The organism is Streptomyces roseoviridis, from assembly GCF_039535235.1.
Taxonomy (GTDB): domain Bacteria; phylum Actinomycetota; class Actinomycetes; order Streptomycetales; family Streptomycetaceae; genus Streptomyces; species Streptomyces roseoviridis.
This window is the reverse complement of the sequence record NZ_BAAAWU010000001.1, coordinates 7023436-7044992: the sequence shown is the minus strand read 5'-3', so window position 1 is coordinate 7044992 and position 21557 is coordinate 7023436. Positions and strand designations below refer to the sequence as shown.

Sequence of the window (21557 nt, the reverse complement as noted above, 5' to 3'; positions counted from 1 at the left end):
TGCATGCGAAGGGCCCCTCCCGGTTCGGGAGGGGCCCTTCGCATGCGTCAACGGGACGGGGTGGCGGCGGGCGCCTCCCGGCCGGCGCCGTCGGCTCCGGCCGCGTCGCCGGAGTCGTCGAGGTCGGTCAGGTCGCGGTTGCGGGTCTCGCGGGCACAGGCGACGGCGACGACCGTGAGCAGCGCGGCGGCGATCACGTACAGGGCGATGGGGGTCGAGCTGCCGTAGTCGTCGAGCAGCGCGGTGGCGATCAGGGGGGCGGGGGCGCCGGCGGCGACGGAGGAGAACTGGGCGCCGATGGAGGCCCCGGAGTAACGCATCCGGGTCGCGAACATCTCGGAGAAGAAGGCGGCCTGGGGGGCGTACATGGCGCCGTGCAGGACGAGGCCGACGGTGACGGCGAGCAGCAGGCTGCCGAAGGTGCCCCGGTCGATCAGGGCGAAGAAGGGGAACATCCACAGTCCGACGCCGACGGCCCCGACGAGATAGACGGGGCGGCGCCCGAGCCGGTCGGAGAGGGCGCCCCAGAGCGGGATGACGGCGAAGTGGACGGCGGAGCCGATGAGGACCGCGTTGAGGGCGTTCTGCTTGCTGAGCCCGACCTGGGTGGTCGCGTAGACCAGGATGAACGCGGTGATGACGTAGTACGAGATGTTCTCGGCCATACGGGCGCCCATGGCGACGAGCACGTCACGCCAGTGGTGCCGGAGCACGGCCACCAGCGGCATCTTCTCGACCTGGCCGGCGGTGGCGGCCTTGCGTTCCTCGGCGGCGGCGAGCGCGGCCTTGAAGACGGGCGACTCGTCGACGGAGAGCCGGATCCACAGGCCGACGATCACCAGCACGCCGGAGAGCAGGAACGGGATCCGCCAGCCCCACGAGAGGAAGGCGGACTCGGACAGCAGCGCGGTCAGCGCGGAGAGCACCCCGGTCGCGAGCAACTGCCCGGCGGGCGCCCCGGTCTGCGGCCACGAGGCCCAGAACCCGCGCCGTCTGGCGTCCCCGTGCTCCGAGACGAGCAGCACGGCCCCGCCCCACTCCCCGCCGAGCGCGAACCCCTGCACCAGCCGCAGCGCGGTCAGCAGCAGCGGCGCGGCGGACCCCACGGTGGCGTGGGTCGGCAGCAGCCCGATGGCGAAGGTCGCCCCGCCCATCAGCAGCAGGCTCAGCACCAGCAGCTTCTTGCGCCCGAGCCGGTCACCGTAGTGCCCGAACACCAGCGCCCCGAGCGGCCGCGCGGCGAACCCGACGGCATAGGTCAGGAAGGACAGGAGCGTCCCGACCAGCGGATCCGACTCGGGAAAGAACAGCTTGTTGAAGACCAGCGCGGCGGCCGAACCGTACAGGAAGAAGTCGTACCACTCGATGGTGGTGCCGATCAGACTTGCGGCGACGATCCGCTTGAGGGGTCCGGGAGGCGTGGGAGCGTGTGTTGCGGCGGCCATGTGCACCACTTCCGAGCGGGTGACGGGGACGTGTTCGTGTCGCCACACCGTAGGAAGGTGCAGGTCACCGGCGTATGTGGTGGGACACCATAGTTCGGGGTGCGGGGGTGCGGGCGGGCACCATGAGGGGCGGGATGGAGGCGGTCGTAGGCACTCCGGATAGCGGTTTACGCCGCCACAGGCGGCTGTCAGATGCGGCAGTTTGTGCCCTGTTTGACGGTGGCGTTCTGGCTCCCGTGCTGGTTTGGTGCTGACCCAAAACCCCACGTCAGCACCCCTGCCGACCCGTCCCGTGCTGGTTTGCTGCTGACTACGGAGCGTTGAACTCGGGCATTCGGGCACGGATCGGATAGCGATGGTGATGGCGATGGGATCAGACGCGTGAGGCCGGCAGCCCTCATGAGGGCTGCCGGCCTCACGTCTCTCGGCTGATGTCATGCGGCTGTGACGAGTGCGTCGAACTCCAAGAGCAGGGTCAGCTCGGCCTGTCGGGTGAAGAGAGAGTCCATGAGGTTCCTCAGCCGTTCCGGCGCGTCGGGCATGACGTGCGCAAACGTCTCGAGCGTGATGCGCGGGTCGCGGTGGCCCAGCCACTCGGCCATGTCCGACACGGGCACGCCCTTGGAAAGGCCGGCGGAGGCGAAGAAGTGCCGCAGCCAGTGCGGCGTGATCTTCCTGACGATGCCAGCGGCCTTCCTAGCTGCACGCCAGAGCCGGTTCGGCCCTTCCTCCACCCGGAAGGCGCCGTACACCCTGATGTGTTCCTTCACCTTGTCGGCTATGTAGGCGGGCAGCGGGACGGCCCGCCCCTCGTCCATGTCGCGCTACTTCAGGTGCCGGACACGGTGAGCCCGCCCCCGCCCCTTGGTGATCGCCTTCTGCCGAGCCGTCCTCGGCTTCTCGCTCTCACCGTCCTGCGTGACCTGCCGGTCCACGTAGAGCACACCCGCCTCGAAGTCGAACTGCTGCAGCGTCACGGCACTCGCCCCGCCGATCCACAGTCCACAGCCGGCCATCAGCCACACCAGCAGCTTGTACGGCCCGGGCAGGTTCCGCTCGATCGCCTCGATGTCCGCCAGCGCAGTCAGCGGGATCCTCTTCTTCGCCCTGCGCTTCGCCCGCCGCCTGCTCGTGCGCACGTGCTGGCACGGGTTCTTGGTTATGTACTCATTGGCGACGGCGAAGCTGAAGACGCTGGCGAGGGTCTCCTACCGGTTGATCGCAGTCGACTCCGCGTAGCCACGGTCTTCGACCATTCACTTCAGCCGCGCCTGCAGGTCCTTCGGCCGCACCGACCCGATGAGGGATGGCCCCGAGCTGCGGCAGGGTCCCCGCAGGCGGCGTGACTGCTCCCCGCACGCGCGGGGATGCTCTGCCGAGGACCGTCCAGCGGTCGTACGGCCAGCGCCCGCCGCTGCGCGGCCGCGCCGGTGTAGCCGACGACGCGCTCCGCTCTACTCCAGCATGCGTTCAGCGTCATTCGGGACCCACGGGAAGGGGACACTGGGCCATCGCGCGGCGGTCCATGCGTCGAGATCGACGGCGAGAACGGCGTCGACGAAGACCTGCGGCGGTCGGTAACCGTGATCAGTGACGTAGTGCGTGATCAGGAACGGAGCGGCGTAAGCGACCCCAGGCTCGCCCGGTATCCTAACCTCCCCGGTCCCTTCCGGAGCCCCTTCCTCGGGACACAGGTCGCACTCGTGCACCCCAAGGCAGACATTCATCCACTGGACCTCCTGAAGAGCCTTCAGCTTCTCCACGAACACCGCGGGGACCGTTCCAGTCGAGTACGGCTTGCCGGCTTCCAGCCACCCGATGCTCAGACGGGTGTACGCCGGGCGATACCAGAGCGCGTAGAAGCCCGACTCCCTGTCCGTGAACGTATCCTCGTCCTGGTATTCGTACTCGCTGAGATCTTCGAAGAACACCCGCACATCATCGCCGCGTCGCTTCTTTCACACCGACGCAGGCTACGACCCATCCCACACCACTACAGGGTCTGCCAAAAGCAGGCGGTCGGTGACGGCGAAGCTGTCCAGGCTCAGCAGGCTGATGTCCATCATCAGGTCTCGCCAGGGCTCCAACTTGGTGTCCACGGTCAGGGCGTGGAATTTCACGTACGCGAGGACGAGTGCGTGCCGAGCAGTGCACTGCGGCTGGATGGAGGGCGCAGGATTACGCACTCCTCCAGCAGGACAGCGGCCCGCCAGAAGGCGCCGGGCAGTCCTTCGTAGCGACGGGTCGACCCTGTGCTGGGCGCCACGCCGACGAGGATCGACCTCCGGCGGCAACACCGGCGCCGATTCCTGCGACCGCCTCCCCCGCGGCCTGACGCAGACCACCGCCGTCGGCGCCACCGACCGCACCGACGCCCGCGCCTCCTACTCCTCCATCGGCGCGTGCGTCGACCTCTACGCCGCCGGCTCGGCGATCCTCTCCACCCAGCCGAACAACACCACGGCCACCTTCAACGGCACCACCATGGCCACCCCACCCCGCACGTCGCCGGCATCGCCGCCCTCTACAAGAGCGCCAACGGCGACACCACCCAGGCCGCCCTCGGCACCTGGCTCAGCTCGAACGCCACGCCCGGCGTCGTGAAGGGCGACCTGGCCGGTACGCCCAACTGATCGTGTCACCGGCGGACTGTGATCCGACCCGGACGCGACAGCTCCGCCCCGGCCGCGTACCGCGACGGCCAGGGCGGGGCGGTGGCCCAGCCACTCCGCCACGTCCGACACAGGCACACCCATCGACAGACCAACGGAGGCGAAGAAGTGCCGCAGCCAGTGCGGCGTGATCTTCCGCGTGATGCCGGCATTCCTCTTGGCGCCACGCCAGAGACGATCGATGAGCGCGTACATGAATCGCCCCTAGGCGGTGTCTTCAAATGATCACCGTTGGTGGATCATGGTGTCGTGATACGTCGCCATGAACTGTCGGATGCCGAGTGGGAGTTCGTCCGGCCGTTGCTGCCCGAGTCGTTGCGGGGGCGGAAGCGGCTGGACGACCGCAGGATCCTGAACGGGATCGTGTGGAAGTTCCGCACCGGTGTCGCCTGGCGGGATGTGCCCGAGCGCTATGGTCCGTGGGCGACGCTGCACACCCGTTTCCGCAGGTGGGCGATGGACGGGACGTTCGACCGGATGCTGCGGGCCGCGCAGGCGAAAGCGGACGCGGCGGGCGACGTCGAGTGGCTGGTGTCGGTCGACTCCACGGTCGTCCGGGCCCACCAGCACGCGGCCGGGGCCCGAAAAGGGGGCTCCGCGACCTGGCCCTCGGGCGGTCCAGGGGCGGGCTGACCAGCAAGATCCACCTGGCCTGTGACGGCCGCGGCCGCCCACTCGGCTTCGTCGTCACGGGCGGCAACACCAACGACTGCACCCGGTTCACCGCGGTGATGGAGGCGATCCGGGTGCCCCGCACCGGACCGGGGCGGCCCCGCGTCCGGCCCGATCACGTCCTGGGCGACAAGGGCTACAGCTCGAAGGCGATCCGGACCTGGCTGCGGCGCCGCGGCATCCCGCACACGATTCCCGAGCGAGCCGACCAGGTCCGCAACCGGGCCAGGCGCGGCAGCCGGGGTGGCCGCCCGCCGGCCTTCGACCGCGAGATCTACAAGCACCGCAACGTAGTGGAAAGGTGCTTCAACCGCCTCAAGCAGTGGCGCGGCATCGCCACCCGCTACGACAAGACCGCCGAATCCTACAAAGCAGCCGTCGCCCTCGCGTCACTCCTGATGTGGGCGTGACATTTGACGACAGAACCTAGAGCCGGTTCGGCCCTCTTCCCCGCGCAAGGTGCCGTGCAGCCTGATGTGCTCCCCTGACCTTGGCTGCGATGTAGGCGGGCAGCGGGACGGCCCGGCCTTCGTCCAGTCGCGCCCCTGGTCGCCGGCGCCTCTCGCCCGGATGGGCCTCTAGACGGAGCGCAGCGCGAGCTGGCCACCCGTTACGACGAACCACCTCGCCCGGTGGGGGGGCACCTGGGGCGACTCTGTGACCTGCGTGGAGACCTCGTGAAGAAAATGATCTTGAGGGCTCGCGCTGGTTAACTGAAAGAATGAAACTCATGTTCGGACGAAGAGGTCGGCTCGCCCAGCTCGCGCTCGGTGCGGCCGTGGCTGCCTCCGTCCTGATTCCGACCCAGCCCGCCCAGGCCGCCTCCGGCCTTGACCCGTTCGCCGCGAACTTCAAGCTCACCCGCGTGGACGGGGACAAGACGGGTCTCATCAACTCCGCCGAGGCCGCCGGTGTCGCCACGGCGTCCGTCACCGATGTCCTGGGTACACGTACGGGGCGTCCGGGCCTGTGTCACGCCACCGCTCTGAACGGCGCCCTCAAGCCCGACGGGTTCTGCTGGGACGACGCCGACGACCGGTCCAACTACGCTGACGGCGGCGGTGGCTGGATGCCGCAGGGCTTCTCGGGGTCGCATGCCGCCACCGCCGACGGGCTGTATGCGGGCCGCTCCCTCACCGTCACCTCCTGGTACCACGGCACCTACATGGAGAGCCGCGATCCGAAGACCGTCGAGGACTACGCGAGGGTCACGATCGCGGAGTCGGCCGGCGGCCAGGTCAAGTACGGGCACATCGCGCTCGTGGAGCCGGTCAATGGCAACTTCAAGCCGCTCGAGTACACCTCGCACTCGGACGGCGTCGCCTGGTACGGCAACCGGCTGTTCGTCGCCAACGGCGCGGAACTCCAGGTCTTCGACCTGACGCGCATGTGGCGCATGAACGACACCACGACCGCCTTCACCCGCCTGGAAGCGGGCAAGACCTCCGCCCGCTTCCACCTCTGGGCGATGCCGCTCGTCGCCCGCTACAGCACCGTCAGCACCGCCGCGGTCGACAACGTCTCCACGGCCTGGGTCAACAATACCCCCCGCGCCTGCGGTCCGTCCGTCAACAACGAGCTGTGCCTCAGCAGTCTGAGCGTCGACCGCTCCGGCGCGACGCCGGCCCTGGTCTCGGTGGAGAACAGGAACGGCGCGGGCGCCCGCATCGTCCGCTGGCCGCTGTCGTCCCTCGGCACCGGCCTTCCCACCACGGTCGCCTCGGAGACCACGGGCTACACCTCCCCCGTGTGGGGTATCCAGGGCACGGCCACGGACGGCACCACCTACTACATGAGCGGCACCTGCCCCACGTACTGGCCGGGCGGCTACTCCTGCATCCACGTGGCCAAGCCCGGCGAGGCGCCGCACGTCCTCACCCAGGCGCCGTGGCTGACCCAGGGCCTGTCCTGGGACCCCCTCGCCAAGCGGCTCTGGGGCGCCAACGAGGCACTGGTGGACTCCAGCGGACCGCGCAGGGTCGTGTTCAACGTCCAGCCTGACGCCGGCAAGCCCGTCGACGGCTGGAGCTGGCTCACCAACTTCCACGTGGCGGGCTCCGTCTGCGCGACGCCCCAGGGCAACGGCACCGCCAACGGCACCCCGATCACGGTGTGGAGCTGCACGGGGTCGGACGCCCAGCGGTGGAAGTACGAGAACGGCCTGATCGTCCACAAGACCAGCGGCAAGTGCATCACTCCCGAGGCCAACGGCGCGAACACCAACGGTGCGCTGCTGACCCTGTGGACATGCAATCCCGCCAGTGACGTCCAGCGGTTCTCCCCGTCGGCCGACGGCAGCGCCGTCAACGCCTACGGCAAGGCCATCACACCGAAGGGCAACTCCCTGGGCAACGGCGTCTGGCTGACCCTGTGGACCCAGGGCAGCCCCACCCCGAACGTCCAGGACTGGGTGGTGAAGGGCTTCTAGTCCGCAACCGCTCCCCGGACACCGACAAGGGGCCGGCCCGCACTGGGGCCGGCCCCTTGCCGTCTTGTCGTCGTCACGACCTCCGTCCTCGCGGGTCGCCAGCGGCGCGGACGCGTCGTACGCCCTGAACTGCGCCCGTACACAGGTCCGTCGGTCGCGGACGATTCCCTGGGTGGGCTCGACGCGCGTGCTACCGTCCCAAGCCGGCCTCCAGCGCCACTCATGTCCCGTGCTGGTTCGGTGCTGACTTCACCTCGCTGTTTCCCGAGAAAGAGCAGAGTCAGAAGCCGGCCGTCCCTCGTCGGCGGCTGTCGGCCTCACGTCTCGTCGACCGGCGTCAGGCAACCGCGGCACGCGCGTCGAACCCCAGGGGCAGGGTCAGCTCGGTCTCCCTGGTGAAGACGGAGTCCCCGACGCTCCGCAGCCTCTCCGGTGCGTCGGGCATGATGTGCGCGTACGTCTCGAGCGTGACGCGGTGGTCGCAATGCCCCGGCCACTCGGCCATGGGACTCCGCAGGCATCCGCTGCGCCAGCCGCGGCAAGCCGGCCGGACGCGCGGCGTGACGTCCAGCCCCTCCCGCGGCCCGCAGACGGCACGCGCGGCCTGCTGCCGGGTCGGAGACGGTCGAGGAAGGCGACCCGGTCGGCCGGAGCGGCACGGAAGCGTGTAGAGGTCCTCGAACTGGTCGACGTTCGGCCAGGTGACGGTGCGGGCACCAGCGCCGGCTGGTCGGCGTGTGCGCGCAGCGGTGAGCGCCGCCGGGCGTGAGGACCTGTCCAGCCGCGGACGCGGTGACCTGGTGGGAGGTGCTGCTGCTCGTGCGCAAGGCACGGGTGCCGTCCACGAGCGGTTGCGCCGAGCCGTGTCAGGGCATGCGGTTCCAGAAACCGAGGTTGTGCGTGCGGTGGTAGTCGACAGGGCCGATACGCTGCGGCGCCAGCGACTGGGTGTACGGCCGGCCCACACCCTCCAGGCGGTGGGGGTGCCAGAGGGGCAGCCCGGGACCGCGAGGTGCGCCGGTGCGGGCGAAAGCGGCCCAGTAGCCGGTCATCGTCGCTGACAGGCGCCGCTGTGCCGGGGTGAAGAGCGGCTCGGCCGCCTCGTCCTCGAACAGGTACGGGATGTCCCCCGAGTGGAAGGCGCCGAAGTCGAAGTCACCTGGCAGCGGCAGGAACATCGGCGCCTTCCGGTCGGCGAACTCGTACGCGTACAGCGGCACGTGCCGACTCAAGGTGTCGTGCATGGCCTGGGTGCCGCGCGCCCACATGCGGTCGGTGATCACGGTGGCCCACGCCAGTGCGGGGGACGGGAAGGCCGTCGTGGGGTACTCATCCCGTACCCGCCGGGCGAGCGGCGCACCGAAGGCGGTGTTCAGCGCGCGGTCGTAGTCGGCCTCGGTGAACGGTCTGCCCACCGCGTCGTACGTCATCCCGACGAAGACGCGGTGCTCGTCGAGGGTCGCCCCCGACAGCACGGGTACATGGTGGAAGCGTCCCGCGCGCAGGGCCGTGGGTGGCAGCTGGGGCAGCGTGCCGTTGCCGTAACCGAATGCCTGGAAGGCGTTCATGATGTACGGCACCTTGAGGATCGTCTTCACCGGCAGGGCGCGCAGGCAGGCGAGGGTGCGGGCCGGTCGGTCGTCGTGGCAGCCCAGGGACGAGGTCATCTCGGTCGTGATGTCCTCCATCTCACGCCCCGTGCGCCAGACGTACCACGGGTATCCCGGCACATCAGGGCCCATCGCACCGGCCGGCATGTCCATCATGCCCTCACCGCTCGCCATGATGGCCCGGTGGAAGAGGCCCTTGGACGCGGGAGACGTCAGGTGGCCGGCGATGGCGGACGCACCGAAGGACACCCCCGCCACGGTGACATTGCCGGGGTCACCGCCGAAGGCTCGCGCATTGTCCCGTACCCACCTCAGCGCCGCCTGCTGGTCCTGGAGGCCGAAGGTGCCGGCCCCTTCCAGTCCGGGCAGGGCCAGGCCGCCGAAGACGCCGAGACGGTAGTTGAGGCTGACGACCACCAGTCCCCGCTCGGCCAGCCGGCGCCCGTCGAAGAAGGAGCCGCCGCCCACGGCACCGTCCCCGTGGATCCATACGAGCACGGGCGCGGGCCGCCGCCTGTCGGCTGCCGGTGGTGTGGTGACGTCGAGGACCAGGCAGTCCTCCTCCGTGCTGGAGATCGGCGCGTACGGGGAGGGTACCTGCGGGCACAGCGGGCCGGGCTTCGTCGCGTCCCGGACCCCCTTCCAAGGCTGCACGGGGCGAGGCGGGGCCCACCGGTGAGGTCCCGTGGGGGCGCCCGCGTAGGGGATGCCCCGGAAGATCCGGTGCTCGCCCGACCGGGTCCCGCGCACCAGCCCTGCCCCTGTGCGCACCGTCTCGCCGACTGCGGCGCCGACCGGAGCGGTGTGCCGGGCGTCGGCAGCCGAAGAGGCGGGGCGCGCGGCGGAGGCGAAGGGGGCGGACATCATCGGGGAGAGCGTCAGGGCGGCGCACACCGTCATCACGGCGTACGCCCGACGGGAGGTTCTGAGGTTCGTCACGACGGAAGCCTTCCTCGTGGCCGTGGGCCCGGCGCGCGGACGCGCCGGTGGTGACCTGATCGGCTGTAGCTCGCGCCCCAGCCGCACGGTCCGGTCGTGGAAGAGGCGCGTGATCGCGTCTGACGGTCCGCGCGTTGCGATCACGCGCACCAGGGGTACGGACCCTCGCAGCGGGCGAGGGAACCAGCCCGAAGGAGACCGACATGGCGCCGACGACACCCGATTTCGGCCCCGACATCGACCCCTACGCGCCCTACGACCCACAACGCGACTGCGACCCCGGCGCGAAACCCGGTCTGCTCGCCTTCCGCGACCTGGTGCTCGCCGCCTACCCCGGCACGACCAGCATGGGGATCAGCAGGGCCTGCGGCAGCGGAGGCCAGAGCGAACACAAGGAGGGCCGCGCCTGGGACTGGGGCGTGAACGTCAACGGTCAGGGTCACATGGCCGACGACCTGATCGACTGGCTCCACGCCACCGACCGGTACGGCAATCCCCACGCCCTCGCCCGCCGCTTCGGCATCATGTACATGATCTGGAACCGGCGCATCTGGATGGCCAACCGGCCCGACGCCGGCTGGCAGCCCTACCGCGGCGCCAACCCCCACACCGACCACATCCACTTCAGCTTCTCCTGGGCAGGTGCCCGCAAAGAAACCAGCTGGTGGAACGCTCCCGAGGTGCCGGATCGGCGGCAGCGGCTGGCGGTGGGCCTGTCGGCGGACGGTCGCGCGGAGGTGTTCCACGCGGCGGTCGACCAGATCTACCACACCTTCCAGGTAGAGGTGGGTGGCGCCTGGTCGGGCTGGCGGCCGTTCGGGGGCCCGGCGTCGGCGACGATCACGCTGTCCGCGGCGCCGGACGGCCGACTGGAGCTGTTCGCCATGAACCGAGAGACGTTCGTGCACCGCTACCAGGCCAAAGCGTCGGGAGAGTGGGCCGACTGGTACACCTTCGGCGGCGGGGGCGAGCACCTGGCCGTGGGCCGCAACCACGACGGCCGACTGGAAGTGTTCGCCACCAACTCCTCCGGCGTACACCACCGCTGGCACAACACACCGGGCGGCACCTGGCACGACTGGAGTCCCCTCGGCGGCCCCGCGGATGCACGGCTGGCGGTGGCGCCGGCGTCGGACGGACGCCTTGAGGTGTTCGCCATGAACGACGACATCTTCCGGCACACCTGCCAGACCGACCTGTCCGGGACGTGGCGGCAGTGGGTCGACTTCGGCCTCGGCGGCGAACATCTCGCCCTGGGCAAGAACCACGACGGCCGACTGGAGGTGTTCGCCACCAACTCCTCCGGTGTGCACCACCGCTGGCAGAACACGCCGGGCGGGGACTGGCACGAGTGGCAGCCACTCGGCGGCCCCGCCGGGGCACGACTCGCCGTGGTGGAATCCCACGACGGGCGGATCGAGGTGTTCGCCATGAACGACGACCTCCTCCAGCACAACTACCAGGTTGACCAGTCCGGAACCTGGCGCACCTGGCAGGACTTCGGAGGCGGCGGCTACTTCATCCAGGCCCTGCGCAACCGCGACGGCCGCCTGGAAATCGTCGCCAACAACCCCGGCGGCGTCCATCACCGCTGGCAACACCAGCCCGGCAGCACCTGGCACGACTGGCAACCGCTGTGAGGCCCTTCTTCACAGGTGCCAGCGGATCTCCTGGTCGGGGGTGTAGCGGCACAGCGTGCCGGTGGAGATCGTGCGGCGCAGGTGAGCGGCGAGGGCCGGGTGCTGGTCGTCCAGTCTGCGCAGGGTGTCGCGGATGCGGGCGGTGACGTTCTTGCGGGCGCGTTCACGCGGGTCTCCCAGTCGGCGTGGGCGGCCTGCGAGGCCCGCGTGACGACGTAGTTCGTCCAGCAGGGCGGCGCGTTCCCGGTCGTACGCGGCCGCGCGTGCGTCGTCGCCCCGCTCCACGGCGCGGTCGATCTCCGTCTCCAGCCGCTCCAGGTGACGGCGGTAGCACCGTCGGGCCTCCTCGTCCAGGACCTCGTCGGCGCCCAGTCCGTGTGCGGTGGCCACGGAGTCGTCGTCCGGGTTCAGCAGGCGGACGGCGGCGATGTCCTGGCCGGGGAGGCTCAGCAGGACGTGCAGGTCCCGCAGGCCCTTCGCGTCGGGCAGGTGCACGGTGCGGCCCTCGAACGTCAGGCGCCACACCTCACCGTTGCGGCGGAACTCGCACGACGGGACGGCCGGGCGGCTCTGGGACGGGAGCGCGGTGAGATGCTCGATCCGCGTGAGCAGGTGGGGCATGGCCAGGCGCTGCGCCTGCGACGTCGCCTCCCTGATGAGAGCGGCGAGATCATGGTCACCGTCGGTGCCCCGCTCCGCGAGCGCGCAGGCCAGTTCGATCCGAGCCCGCAGCGCCCAGGGCGGTGCGTGCAGCCGCTCGGCCGATTCCAGGGCCGCGGTGAGCCGGCGGATCGCGCAGTCCCACCGTCGGCGGGCGGCGTCGAGCATGCCCAGCCACAGCGTCGCCGGGCCGCCGATGTCCCATCCCAGAAGGGAAACCAGCCACTGGCCTTCATACGGGGCAAGCGCGGCGCGGGCGTCGTCGCACCACGCCGGATCACCAGAGGCGACGGCCGCCTGCGCCTGGTAGCGCAGCCACAACGGGGTCAGGGCGCGGTGCAGCGCCGTGTCGCCGTCGGCTCCGGAGCCGGGCCGGGAAGCAGGTTCGCGCAGGTGTTCCCCGGCCTCCAGCTCGGTAAGGGCCTCCAGGAGGTCCACGTACGGGTGCTGACGGCCGCGTAAGGCGTCAAGTGACAGCCTCGCCTGGGCGAAGTCACCCCGCAGGACGAGCAGGGCCCACCGGTGGTGGGCGAGGAAGTGCCGGTGGTAGTTGGGGCCGGTCGCGCTCAGGGACTCGGACTCCTCCAGCAACTCCTCCGCCTCGTCGAACCGACCCGCCATGGCGAGCACGACGCTGCGGTCGATGACAGAGGTCAGCCGCAAGCGGGGGGAGCCATCGGATGCGGCCACGGCCACCATGGCGTGGAAGTCGTCGAGGAACCGCGGGTCACCCGCCTCGAGCCCCGCGACCCACCGCATGGACATCGCCACATGCTCGGTCCAACGGTCGCCACGGCGCCGGGACACCGCAACGAGCTCGGCAGCCAGCTCGCGCCGGCCGCCCGCGGCCTGTGGACCCCACTCCGCCTGCATGCGTGCCCACAGTCCGACGTGCAGAGCGTCGTCGTCACCCGCCTCGCGGGCCGTGGCGACCACCGCCGCCGCGACGCTGCGAGCCAAGAGGGACTCCGAGAGCTGGAGTTCCGTGCGGTTCGACACCGGCAGGACGTCGTCGTCCCCAGCGCCACATCGTCCTTCGGCCATCGTGGCCGTCGAAGCCGTCGTCATGTCCGAAGCGATGAGCTGCTCGTGCGCCCAGTGAAGGGCGCGCGGCTTCAGCGACGTCGTGTCGCCGCGTCCGTCGGCGCCGTAGAGCGTCAGCGCGACGCGTCCCATCAGCAGCGGCCGACCGAGACCTCTCGCCAGCGCGGCGGCGTCCGCGAACACCCGCCACGAGCGCTCCTGCTCGCCGGTCAGCTGGAGGGCGAGCCCGAGGTCGAGGCCGATCAGCACGCGCCGGGCGGGGTCCGCGTCGGCGAGGCGGTCCAGGGCGCGCCCGTAGTGGCCCACCGCCTCCTCGTGTGCCAAACGGTGCTCCGCGTGCCGCGCCGCGGACAGCATCAGGTCCACCGCCTCATCCCGGTCCAGTTCCTCGAAGGCGAGGTGGGCGTGGCGGGCCAGCTCCCCGGGGAGCATCACCTCCATCGAGGCGGCCGCCGTGTCGCGCAGCGCGTGTACGGCGGCGGCGTGGAGCCTGCGGGCCCGCTGTGCGTCCAGGTCTCCGTACAGGGTCTCGCGGACCAGGTCGTGCTTGAAGACGACCTCTCCCGAGCACTCCCGCTCGACCAGCTGGGCGTCGGTGGCCTGGGCCAGCCAACGGCGTACTTCCGTCGGCGGAGTGCCCAGGACGCGGGCCAGGATGTCGGTGCGGAAGCGTCGCCCCAGTACGGACGCGGCGCCGAGGCAGGTGGCTACCGGTTGGTCCAGCAGCCGTAGCCGCTGCTGGAGCGAGGCGTGCAGACCTGGCGAGACCGCCGTCACCTCGTGGCCACCGGCCCACAGGCGAGCGGTCTCCTGGACGAAGAAGGGGTTGCCTCCGGTGCGGCGCAGGACCTCGGTGACCAGGGCGTCGTCCGGTGTCCTCCCCGCAGTGCGGTGCATCAGTTCGGCGACGTCCGCCGCTCCCAGACCCGGGAGCGTGAGCGTCGTGGCCCGGGTCATGAGCGAGCGCAGCCGATCGCGCGACGGGTGGTCTGGTCGCTCGATCTCCACGTCCCTGCACGTGGCCAGGATCAGGACCCGTTCCAGCGACAGGTGCTGGGCGGCGAATTCCAGCAACGCCACCGACGCCGGGTCGGCCCAGTGCACGTCCTCCAGCGCAACCAGCACGGGCTGGTGCTGAGCGGCGGTGACCAGCAGGGTGGTGACCGCGTCGAACAGCTGGAACTGATCCGCGTCCTCGGCTCCGCTGCCCCCGAGCAGGACCTCCCAGGCCGCGCCGGCCGCTTCCGATGCGGCCTCCCACGTTTCCGTCCGCGCGGATCGGCGCAGGCTGCGGACTACCTGCGTCCACGGCCAGTACCCGGGAGTGCCGTCGGCGTCCCAGCACGCTCCGCGCAGGACGGCCAGGCCCACGCCCCGCGCCTCCTGGACCGCGCGGCCGGCGAGCGACGTCTTGCCGATGCCCGCCTCGCCGGTGATCAGCAGCACGCCACCGTGTCCGGCGACCGCGCGCTCGATACGGGCCCGTACCGCACGCAGGGAGTCGTCGCGCCCCAGCAGTCGTCCGGACGGCAGTGCGCTCATGTCCGGCACCGGCCACAGCACCAGCTCCCCGAGGCCCCCATGCCACCACCCCCGCAGCGTCCACGGTCCTACCGGCCGTAGCCGTGTTCCTGATCGGGAGCGTAGTGGCTGTTCGAAAAGTGGATCAACTTCGTCAACCGGGCGTCTGCATCGAAAGGACTACGCGAGTATCGACCCTGGCGGTGATTCGCTGCCCACGGGCCTCGGCGCACGCTGGAGGGAACCGATGAAGGGTGGTGGCACCATGCCGCACCGAGGACTCGAACTCGATTTCCTCCTGGAGGAGCTGACGCGCCTGGCGGCACTCCCGCTGGAGCGCGGCGAGACGCTTCCGGCACGGGCCTACACCAGCGAGGACTTCTACCGCCTGGAGAGGGAGCACGTCTTCCGCTCCGACTGGGTGTGCGCCGGGCACGTGAGCCAGGTCGCACGGCCCGGTGACTACCTGCGCACCGACGTGCTGGGCGAACCCGTGGTCATCACACGGGACGAGGACGGGGGGCTGCACGCGCTGTCCCGGGTGTGCCGGCACCGCTTCATGGATGTCCTCCCCCCGGAAACCGCACCCGAGCAGGGGTCCCTGAAGCGGCTGACGTGCCCGTATCACACCTGGACGTACCGGCTGAACGGCGAGTACGCCGGGCAGCTGGCCGGGGCGCCCCTGATGAGCAGGGTCGATTTCGACCGTGCGGCGTGCCGGCTGCCCCGCTACCGCCTGGAGGTGTGGAACGGACTGATCATGATCTGTGCCGATCCCGACGCTTCGGCGCTGGGCCCGCAGCTCGAGGAGCTGACGGCCAAGCTGTCCGCCTACCGGCTGCCGGACCTCGTCGTGGCCTACACCGCCGTGTGGGAGGGCGTGGCGGCGAACTGGAAGGTGGCGCTGGAGAACGGCTCGGAGAACTACCACCACATGGGGAGCCACGTGGCGACCCTCGATCCGGTCCTGCCGGGCAAGGACACCCTCGTCGACGACTGCGACGGACGCTGGTTCACCACGTACACGCCCTTCGCCGCTGACGCTCTGAAGGTCGCGACCGGTGCGGCGGGTACCTTGATCCCCGGCCTCGGGGAGCGGGAACTGTCCGGCATGACGATCGCAGGCGTCTTCCCGCACCTGGTGCTGGCCCTCCTGCCGGACAGTGTGACGTTCGCGCGGTGGATTCCCACCGGACCGGAAACGCATGACGCCCATTTCACGGTGCTCGTGCCGCCGGAGGCCCGGGCGAATCCGGGATTCGACGCCTACGTCATCGCCTCACGTCAGCAGCTGGAAACGATCCAGAGTGAGGACGCGGTGGCCATCCGGGGCGTGCAACGAGGGCTCGCCACCGATCCGGGGCCATCGGGCGGACGCTTCTCACACCTGGAGCGCCCCCTGTGGCAGTTCCAGCACTATCTCGCCGACCGCCTCGCACAGCCCAGCCGCCTCCCCTGACCGACCGGCGGACCGGCCGGCGAAGTCTTACGGGCAGGTGCTGAGCTGCCGACGTCGGGTGGCCGCTCCCTTCACCGCGCTCGCTATGCCGCCCAGTGGGCCGTGCCCACCCGCCGCGTCGCACGGCGGCAGCGCACGCTGGTCTTCTTCGCCGCGTCGAGCACCGTCTCCCCGGTGCCGATGGACCCGCCGTCTTCCCGCATGATCCCGCGAGCCGTCGCCATCACGGCAGAAGAGGGCATGCCATGTGATTGACCTGTTCACCCATAAGCACAGGACGAATGAGATTCACCACGGATACGAGCGTGCCTGGCCCTCCCCTCTGCCACACGGCTTCCTGACCACTCTCCGGCCCGACGGTTCCCCGCACACCACTCCTGTCGGCGTGACGTACGACCACGAGACGCGGATCGCCCGGGTCATCACCGACAGCGGCAACAAGAAGGTCCGTACATCCGCGCCGCCCCGGCCGCTGGCACCGAAGCCCGCGTCACCATCAGTCAGGCCGAAGGTCGGCGCTGGTCCATCCTCGAAGGGACCGCCTTGGTCAAGGACGACCCGGCCTCCGTCGCCGACGCCGAGCGCCGGCACCGAGCGGTACGAGACCCCACGGGTCAACTCCCACCGGGTCGTCATCGAGGTCACCGTCACCCGCGTCCTGGGCCCCACCAAGCCCTCCGGCTGGTGATCGCCCGCCCCGGCGCGGGCGAAATGAGGGTCCGAGGGGCGTGGGAGCGTGTGTTGCGGCGGCCGTGTGCACCACTTCCGAGCGGGTGACGGGGACTGTTTCGTGTCGCCACACCGTAGGAAGACACAGGTCAGACGCGTATGTGGTGGGACACCATAGTTCGGGGGCGGAGGTGCGGGCCGCCACCATGCCAGGTCGGACTGCGCCACGGGATCGGTCGAGCGGTCTCGATACGGGGGGTGCCTGGTCTGACCAGTGCGCCCGGTTCTGGCGGTGAGGTTCTGGCTCCCGTGCTGGTTCGGTGCTCACCCGAAACCCCAGGTCAGCACCCGTGCCGACACCCCGCGTCCTGGTTGAGCCCGGCAAGCCATGGGTGATCGCGGATCAGTGGCGGTTGTTGGCCGTCAGCTGGCTGACCTCCAGGGGCGACCACTGAGGTAGCCGACCCCTTCCGCCCGGCGGGGGCGGCGCCGGCCCGCCGGCAGTCGCCGGAAGCGGGGCCGGCGGGACGGGCCGGGCGGAGGGTGGTCGAGGGACCGGCGTATCAGCTCCTTGATCACCTCCGTGGCCCCGATCGCCCGCTTGGTTGGTCGGCGCGGACCGTGGTCGGCACGCTCACGGCGTTGCGGGCGGGGTGGGGCCGTGCCAGTCCAGGCACAGGACGGTGGCGTCGTCCCGGGGCGGACGGCCTTCATAGGCGTCGCTGACCGCGCCGACCAGCGTGCGTACCACTTCGCGGGGGTGTTCGTCGGCGGTCTTGCGCAGGAGGCCGGGCAGGTCGACGGTTTCCGCGTCGCGTTCCTGCATGCCGTCCGTGTGGAGCAGCAGGCGGTCACCGGGTCGCAGGTCGAGGTGCTGGACCTGGTAGGCGCCTTGGGTGACGACGCCGAAGGGCAGGTTCACGGCCAGGCTGAGTTCGCTGACGGCGCCGTCACGCAGCCGCAGCGGCCAGGGGTGGCCGGCGTTGACGAGCTGGGCGCCGGTGCCGTCGAGGGCGATGCGCAGGAGCTGGCCGGTGGCGATGCTGTGGTGGCCGTGGGCGAGGAGTGCCTGGTGGACTCGGCGGGCCTGTTCGGCGAGGTCCTCGCCGGCGCGGCGGGCGCCGCGGGAGGCGTTGACCAGGAGGGTGGCCATCAGGGATGCGCTGACGTCGTGCCCCATCGCGTCGGTGATCGACAGATGCAGGGTGTGGGCGTCGAGGCTGTAGTCGTAGGTGTCACCGGCGATGTCGGAGGCGGGCACCAGGGCGCCGGCGAGGGTGAACTGGGGAGCTTCGCAGGCGGAGGCGGTGGGCAGGAGCTGGCGCTGGATCTCCGCGGACAGGCTCACTTTGGTGGTGCGGTTGCCCCAGTGGTAGAGGTCGGTGAAGCGCCGGTCGGTGACGATGACGTACGCCAGCGCGTGTGCGGCCTCCTGGATCTGGTCCAGCACGTCCGGGGTGGCGTCGGTGAGGAAGAGTTCCAGGACGCCGATGGCGTCGCCGCGGTTGGTGACCGGTGCGAGCACCCGCTGCCTCTCCGCGCCGTCCGGTGCCCGGAGCAGGCGCTGGCTGCGCAGGACCTCGTCGTAGACGCCGCTGCCGGCCAGGGGGACCTGCTCAGCACGGTCCTCCTGCTGCTGGGTGGCGGTGTCGTGCACCCGCAGCAGGCGTCGGCCGACGACGTCGACGAACAGGAACGACACGTACCGGGCGCCGAACCGCTCCCGCAGATTGCGCGCCACCACGTCCAGCGAGTCCACCGGAGCGGCGGCCTCGGCGGCCGCCAGCACCTGCGCCAGCCCCATCCGGTCACCAGCCACGTCAGCCTCCAAAGGGTTGTGAGCTCTCCTTCCCCCTCGACCGGCACATGCACCACCCCGTCACCCCCGGGGGGACCTCATGTCGAACCGGCGGTCGGAGGCAGCCCGCCGAGGAGGGTGCGGATCTCGTCCGCCTCGGGGACGGCGAGGGCGGTGTACAGGTCGAGGGCCTGTCGGGCGTGGACATGGGCGAGGTCGACGTGCCCGAGATCGCGGTGGACGTGGGCCAGGCCGTCGTGTGCCCGGGCCTGCTCGGAGCGGTAGCCGCATTCGCGGGCGAGGACGAGCGCGGCGTCGTGTTCGACCACTGCCCGGGGGAGGTCACCCAGGGACCGGGATGCTTCGGCCAGGGCGTTGAGCGACTCGGCCTCGTCTCCCGGGAAGGAGAACACGCGGCTCAGCTCCAGGGCTCGGTGGTGGTGTCGCCGGGCCTCGTCGAAGCGGCCCTGCCGTTGGTAGAGCAGCCCGATGTTGTTCAGCACGATGGTCTCGCCGATGCGGGATCCCGCCTCGCGGTACACGCGCAGTGCCTGCCGGTGGTGGTCGTCGGCGTCGTCGAGCCGTCCCCGGCGTCCGTGGACGATGCCGAGGTCGGTCAGGCATCCGGCTTCACCTGCGCGGTCGCCGAGGGCGCGGAAGAGTGCGAGGGACCGCGTGCAGAGGTCCTGGGCCCGTTCGTACGCGCGCCGCCGCGTGGCGACGAAGCCGAGGTTGCGCAGCGCTCGGGCCTCGGGTTCCCGGTCGCCGGCGGCGCGCGCCAGCTCCAGGGCCCGCTCGTAGTGCTCGACCGCCCGCTCGTGGGCGCCGTGCCACCAGAAGTGCACCTCACCGAGATCGATGAGGGTGCGCGCTTCGGCGGCGGTGTCACCGGTGTGGTGCGCGGCTCGCAGCGCCAGCTCGTGGAGGGCCAGGGCGTCGGCCTGGTGGCCGTGGCCGAGCAGGTAGCGGTGCAGTGTGGCGGACAGCCGGCTGGTGTGCGCGGGCCGGCCGTGTTCGGCTGCGTACCGGCCGGCCGCCACGAGGTTCTCGCGTTCGCCGTCCAGCCAGGTGGTCGCCTCGCTCTCGTCCCGTGGGGTCGGGCCCGGGTTCTTCGGCGCCGGGACGCGGGGCCTGCGGTTCCTTCCCTCGGGGTAGAGGTGGTCGACGGCCTCGCTCGCCGTGTGGAGATGGTGGTGGAACAGCCGGTCGAGGGCCTCCCGCCGGCTTTCGGGGGTCTCTTCGGTGGCGGCGGTGGCGAGGGCATGTCCGCGCAGGAGGTCGTGGAAGGTGTAGCGGCCGGGCCGGTGCTGGGTGAGGACGTGGGCGTCCAGGAGGTCTTCCAGGAGCGTCTCGGCCCGGTCGGGCGGGAGACCGGCCAGCGCGGCCGCCGCCTCGGGACCGATGTCGCGGCCCGGCTGCAGTCCCAGGAGCCGGAACATGCGTTGCTGGTCCGCGGCCAGCTGCTGGTAGGACAGCGCGAACGCGGCGGCCACTCCCCGCTCCGGGGTGGCCAGTTCGGAGAGTCTGCGACGGTGGTCGCGGAGCCGGTCGGCGAGGTGGGCGACGGTCCAGCGGGGGCGGTGGCTCAGGCGGGCCGCGGCAATGCGGACGGCCAGCGGGAGGAACCCGCAGGACCGCAGGACGTCCAGGACGGCGCCGGGTTCGCGGGCCGCCCGTTCCCCGACGATCGCCACGAACAGCTCCTCGGCGTCGGCGGCGGGCAGCACGTCGAGCGCGAGCGTGTGCGCCCCGTCCAGGTCGGTCAGGCGCCGGCGGCTGGTGATGAGGACGAGGGAGCGGGAGGATCCGGGCAGCAGGGGGCGTATCCACTCGGCGCCGGGGGCGTTGTCGAGCACCAGGAGCACACGGCGGCCGGAGAGTTCGGATCGCCACAGCGCGGCGCGCTCGGGGACCGGCGCGGGTATGTTCCGGGGCGGGACACCGAGTTGCCCGAGGAGCGCCGCCAGTGCGTCCGCGGCGTCGAGCGGTGCGCGGCCGGCGGTGTGCGCCTGGAGGTCGAGGAAGAGCCGGCCGTCCGGGTAGCGGTGCGCGAGGCGGTGCGCCGCGCGCACCGCCAGCGTGGTCTTGCCGACGCCGGCCATCCCGTTGATCGCCACCATCGTCACCGCGGCTCCGCGCTCGTCCGGGCACAGGCGGACCAGCCCGTCGAGCTCGTCCTCGCGTCCCGTGAAGTCCGGGAGGTCGTACGGGAGGAAGTCACCGGCTCGCGGCCGCGCGGGTGCGGGGGCCGGCGGCCGCAGGGCCGGGTCGTTCCGCAGGATGTCCCGTTCGAGCCTGTCGAACGCGGGGCCGGGGTCGAGTCCCTGCTGTTCGGCCAGGGCGGCCCGGTAGGTGCGTGCCGCCTCCAGGGCGTCGGTCTGGCGGCCTGCGCGGTGCAGGGCGAGCATGAGCTGGCGACGGAGACGCTCCCGCAGGGGGTGGGCCGCCGCGTGGGCGGAGAGTTCGTCGATGAGTGCCTCGTGCCGCCCCCGGGCCAGTTCCAGCTCGGCGAGGCGTTCGACGGCCGACAGCAGCTGTCCGACCAGCCGTGCGCGGGCGCCGGGGACGTAATGGGCGGTGATGCCGCCCAGGGGCTCTCCCCGCCAGAGCGCCAGGGCGGCACGGATGCGGTCCGCGGTGTCGTCCGCGTCCTGCGGGGCGTCGGACGCGCGGGCGAGCAGGCCGGTGAACACGTCCAGGTCGAGTTGTCCGGACGCCGGGGTGAGCACGTACCCGCTCGGCCGCGTCACCAGCATCCCGTCGGCCCCCGAGGCGCGCAGCGTCCGCCGGATCGCGGCGATCGTGGTCTGGATCTGGGCGCGGGCGGAATCCGGCGGCAACGGCCCCCACACCGCCTCGACCAGGCGGTCGGTGCCGACCGGGACGCCGGCGTGCAGCAAGAGGTAGGCCAGCACGGCACGGTGGCGGGGCGCCAGGCGAGGCGCACCGCCGTCCGGAGCGACCTCCACCGGGCCGAGGATCGTGAACCGCATGCCGTCA

General features: G+C 71.1%; 16 protein-coding genes and 2 pseudogenes. 6 read left to right on the top strand and 12 right to left on the bottom strand.

Features of this window, described 5'->3' with window-relative positions:
• Nucleotides 1-47: 47 nt before the first annotated feature.
• The 5 genes from ABD954_RS31810 to ABD954_RS31790 form a co-directional block, all read right to left on the bottom strand.
• Complete coding sequence (locus ABD954_RS31810) at nucleotides 48-1445, bottom strand: MFS transporter (RefSeq protein ID WP_345491276.1); 1398 nt, start codon at nucleotides 1443-1445, stop codon at nucleotides 48-50.
• Between the two features lie 434 nt (nucleotides 1446-1879).
• The gene (locus ABD954_RS31805; RefSeq protein ID WP_345491275.1) at nucleotides 1880-2263 is read right to left on the bottom strand and encodes a tyrosine-type recombinase/integrase; all 384 of its coding nucleotides are present in this window, start codon (nucleotides 2261-2263) and stop codon (nucleotides 1880-1882) included.
• 6 nt (nucleotides 2264-2269) lie between these two features.
• A complete protein-coding gene (locus ABD954_RS31800) occupies nucleotides 2270-2584 on the bottom strand; it encodes a site-specific integrase (protein ID WP_345491274.1) in 315 nt (104 codons plus the stop codon).
• Nucleotides 2585-2899: 315 nt separating this feature from the next.
• Nucleotides 2900-3376, bottom strand: a complete 477-nt coding sequence (locus tag ABD954_RS31795) for a DUF7919 family protein (protein ID WP_345491273.1) — start codon at nucleotides 3374-3376, stop codon at nucleotides 2900-2902.
• A gap of 42 nt (nucleotides 3377-3418) precedes the next feature.
• On the bottom strand, nucleotides 3419-3544 hold the full coding sequence (locus ABD954_RS31790) for a hypothetical protein (RefSeq protein WP_345492658.1): 126 nt from the start codon (nucleotides 3542-3544) through the stop codon (nucleotides 3419-3421).
• Here ABD954_RS31790 and ABD954_RS31785 point away from each other — a divergent pair.
• A pseudogene (locus ABD954_RS31785) lies at nucleotides 3501-3881 on the top strand (hypothetical protein); the annotation flags it as partial. The gene ABD954_RS31790 and the pseudogene ABD954_RS31785 overlap by 44 nt on opposite strands.
• Here the strand turns inward: ABD954_RS31785 and ABD954_RS31780 are convergent.
• A complete protein-coding gene (locus tag ABD954_RS31780) occupies nucleotides 3860-4312 on the bottom strand; it encodes a tyrosine-type recombinase/integrase (RefSeq protein WP_345491271.1) in 453 nt (150 codons plus the stop codon). The pseudogene ABD954_RS31785 and the gene ABD954_RS31780 sit on opposite strands and share 22 nt — an antisense overlap.
• Before the next feature lie 57 nt (nucleotides 4313-4369).
• Between ABD954_RS31780 and ABD954_RS31775 the strand changes: the two are divergent.
• Nucleotides 4370-5199, top strand: a pseudogene (locus ABD954_RS31775) (IS5 family transposase).
• Nucleotides 5200-5519: 320 nt separating this feature from the next.
• A complete protein-coding gene (locus tag ABD954_RS31770; protein ID WP_345491270.1) occupies nucleotides 5520-7217 on the top strand; it encodes an RICIN domain-containing protein in 1698 nt (565 codons plus the stop codon).
• Between the two features lie 337 nt (nucleotides 7218-7554).
• On the opposite strand, the gene ABD954_RS31765 is transcribed toward ABD954_RS31770, so the two are convergent.
• Nucleotides 7555-7722 carry a hypothetical protein gene (locus tag ABD954_RS31765; RefSeq protein ID WP_345491269.1) on the bottom strand — a complete coding sequence of 56 codons (168 nt, stop codon included), beginning with the start codon at nucleotides 7720-7722 and terminating at the stop codon, nucleotides 7555-7557.
• Between the two features lie 361 nt (nucleotides 7723-8083).
• Complete coding sequence (locus ABD954_RS31760; RefSeq protein WP_345491268.1) at nucleotides 8084-9766, bottom strand: carboxylesterase/lipase family protein; 1683 nt, start codon at nucleotides 9764-9766, stop codon at nucleotides 8084-8086.
• Between the two features lie 203 nt (nucleotides 9767-9969).
• Here ABD954_RS31760 and ABD954_RS31755 point away from each other — a divergent pair, with 203 nt between their 5' ends.
• Nucleotides 9970-11406, top strand: a complete 1437-nt coding sequence (locus tag ABD954_RS31755; RefSeq protein ID WP_345491267.1) for a PLL family lectin — start codon at nucleotides 9970-9972, stop codon at nucleotides 11404-11406.
• A 9-nt stretch (nucleotides 11407-11415) separates the two neighbouring features.
• Here ABD954_RS31755 and ABD954_RS31750 read toward each other — a convergent pair whose 3' ends face one another.
• Entirely contained in the window at nucleotides 11416-14652 is a 3237-nt protein-coding gene (locus ABD954_RS31750; protein WP_345491266.1) for an ATP-binding protein, read from the bottom strand.
• Between the two features lie 244 nt (nucleotides 14653-14896).
• Here ABD954_RS31750 and ABD954_RS31745 point away from each other — a divergent pair, with 244 nt between their 5' ends.
• Nucleotides 14897-16090: an aromatic ring-hydroxylating oxygenase subunit alpha gene (locus ABD954_RS31745; RefSeq protein ID WP_345491265.1), complete on the top strand. Its 1194-nt coding sequence runs from the start codon at nucleotides 14897-14899 to the stop codon at nucleotides 16088-16090.
• Nucleotides 16091-16173: 83 nt separating this feature from the next.
• On the opposite strand, the gene ABD954_RS31740 is transcribed toward ABD954_RS31745, so the two are convergent.
• Nucleotides 16174-16332, bottom strand: a complete 159-nt coding sequence (locus tag ABD954_RS31740) for a hypothetical protein (RefSeq protein ID WP_345491264.1) — start codon at nucleotides 16330-16332, stop codon at nucleotides 16174-16176.
• A 143-nt stretch (nucleotides 16333-16475) separates the two neighbouring features.
• Between ABD954_RS31740 and ABD954_RS31735 the strand changes: the two genes are divergently transcribed.
• The gene (locus ABD954_RS31735; RefSeq protein WP_446696956.1) at nucleotides 16476-16778 is read left to right on the top strand and encodes a pyridoxamine 5'-phosphate oxidase; all 303 of its coding nucleotides are present in this window, start codon (nucleotides 16476-16478) and stop codon (nucleotides 16776-16778) included.
• Between the two features lie 615 nt (nucleotides 16779-17393).
• Here ABD954_RS31735 and ABD954_RS31730 read toward each other — a convergent pair.
• Together ABD954_RS31730 and ABD954_RS31725 are read right to left on the bottom strand one after the other, a co-directional pair.
• Nucleotides 17394-18578: a PP2C family protein-serine/threonine phosphatase gene (locus ABD954_RS31730; protein ID WP_345491262.1), complete on the bottom strand. Its 1185-nt coding sequence runs from the start codon at nucleotides 18576-18578 to the stop codon at nucleotides 17394-17396.
• Between the two features lie 77 nt (nucleotides 18579-18655).
• Entirely contained in the window at nucleotides 18656-21550 is a 2895-nt protein-coding gene (locus ABD954_RS31725; protein WP_345491261.1) for an AfsR/SARP family transcriptional regulator, read from the bottom strand.
• Nucleotides 21551-21557 lie beyond the last annotated feature (7 nt).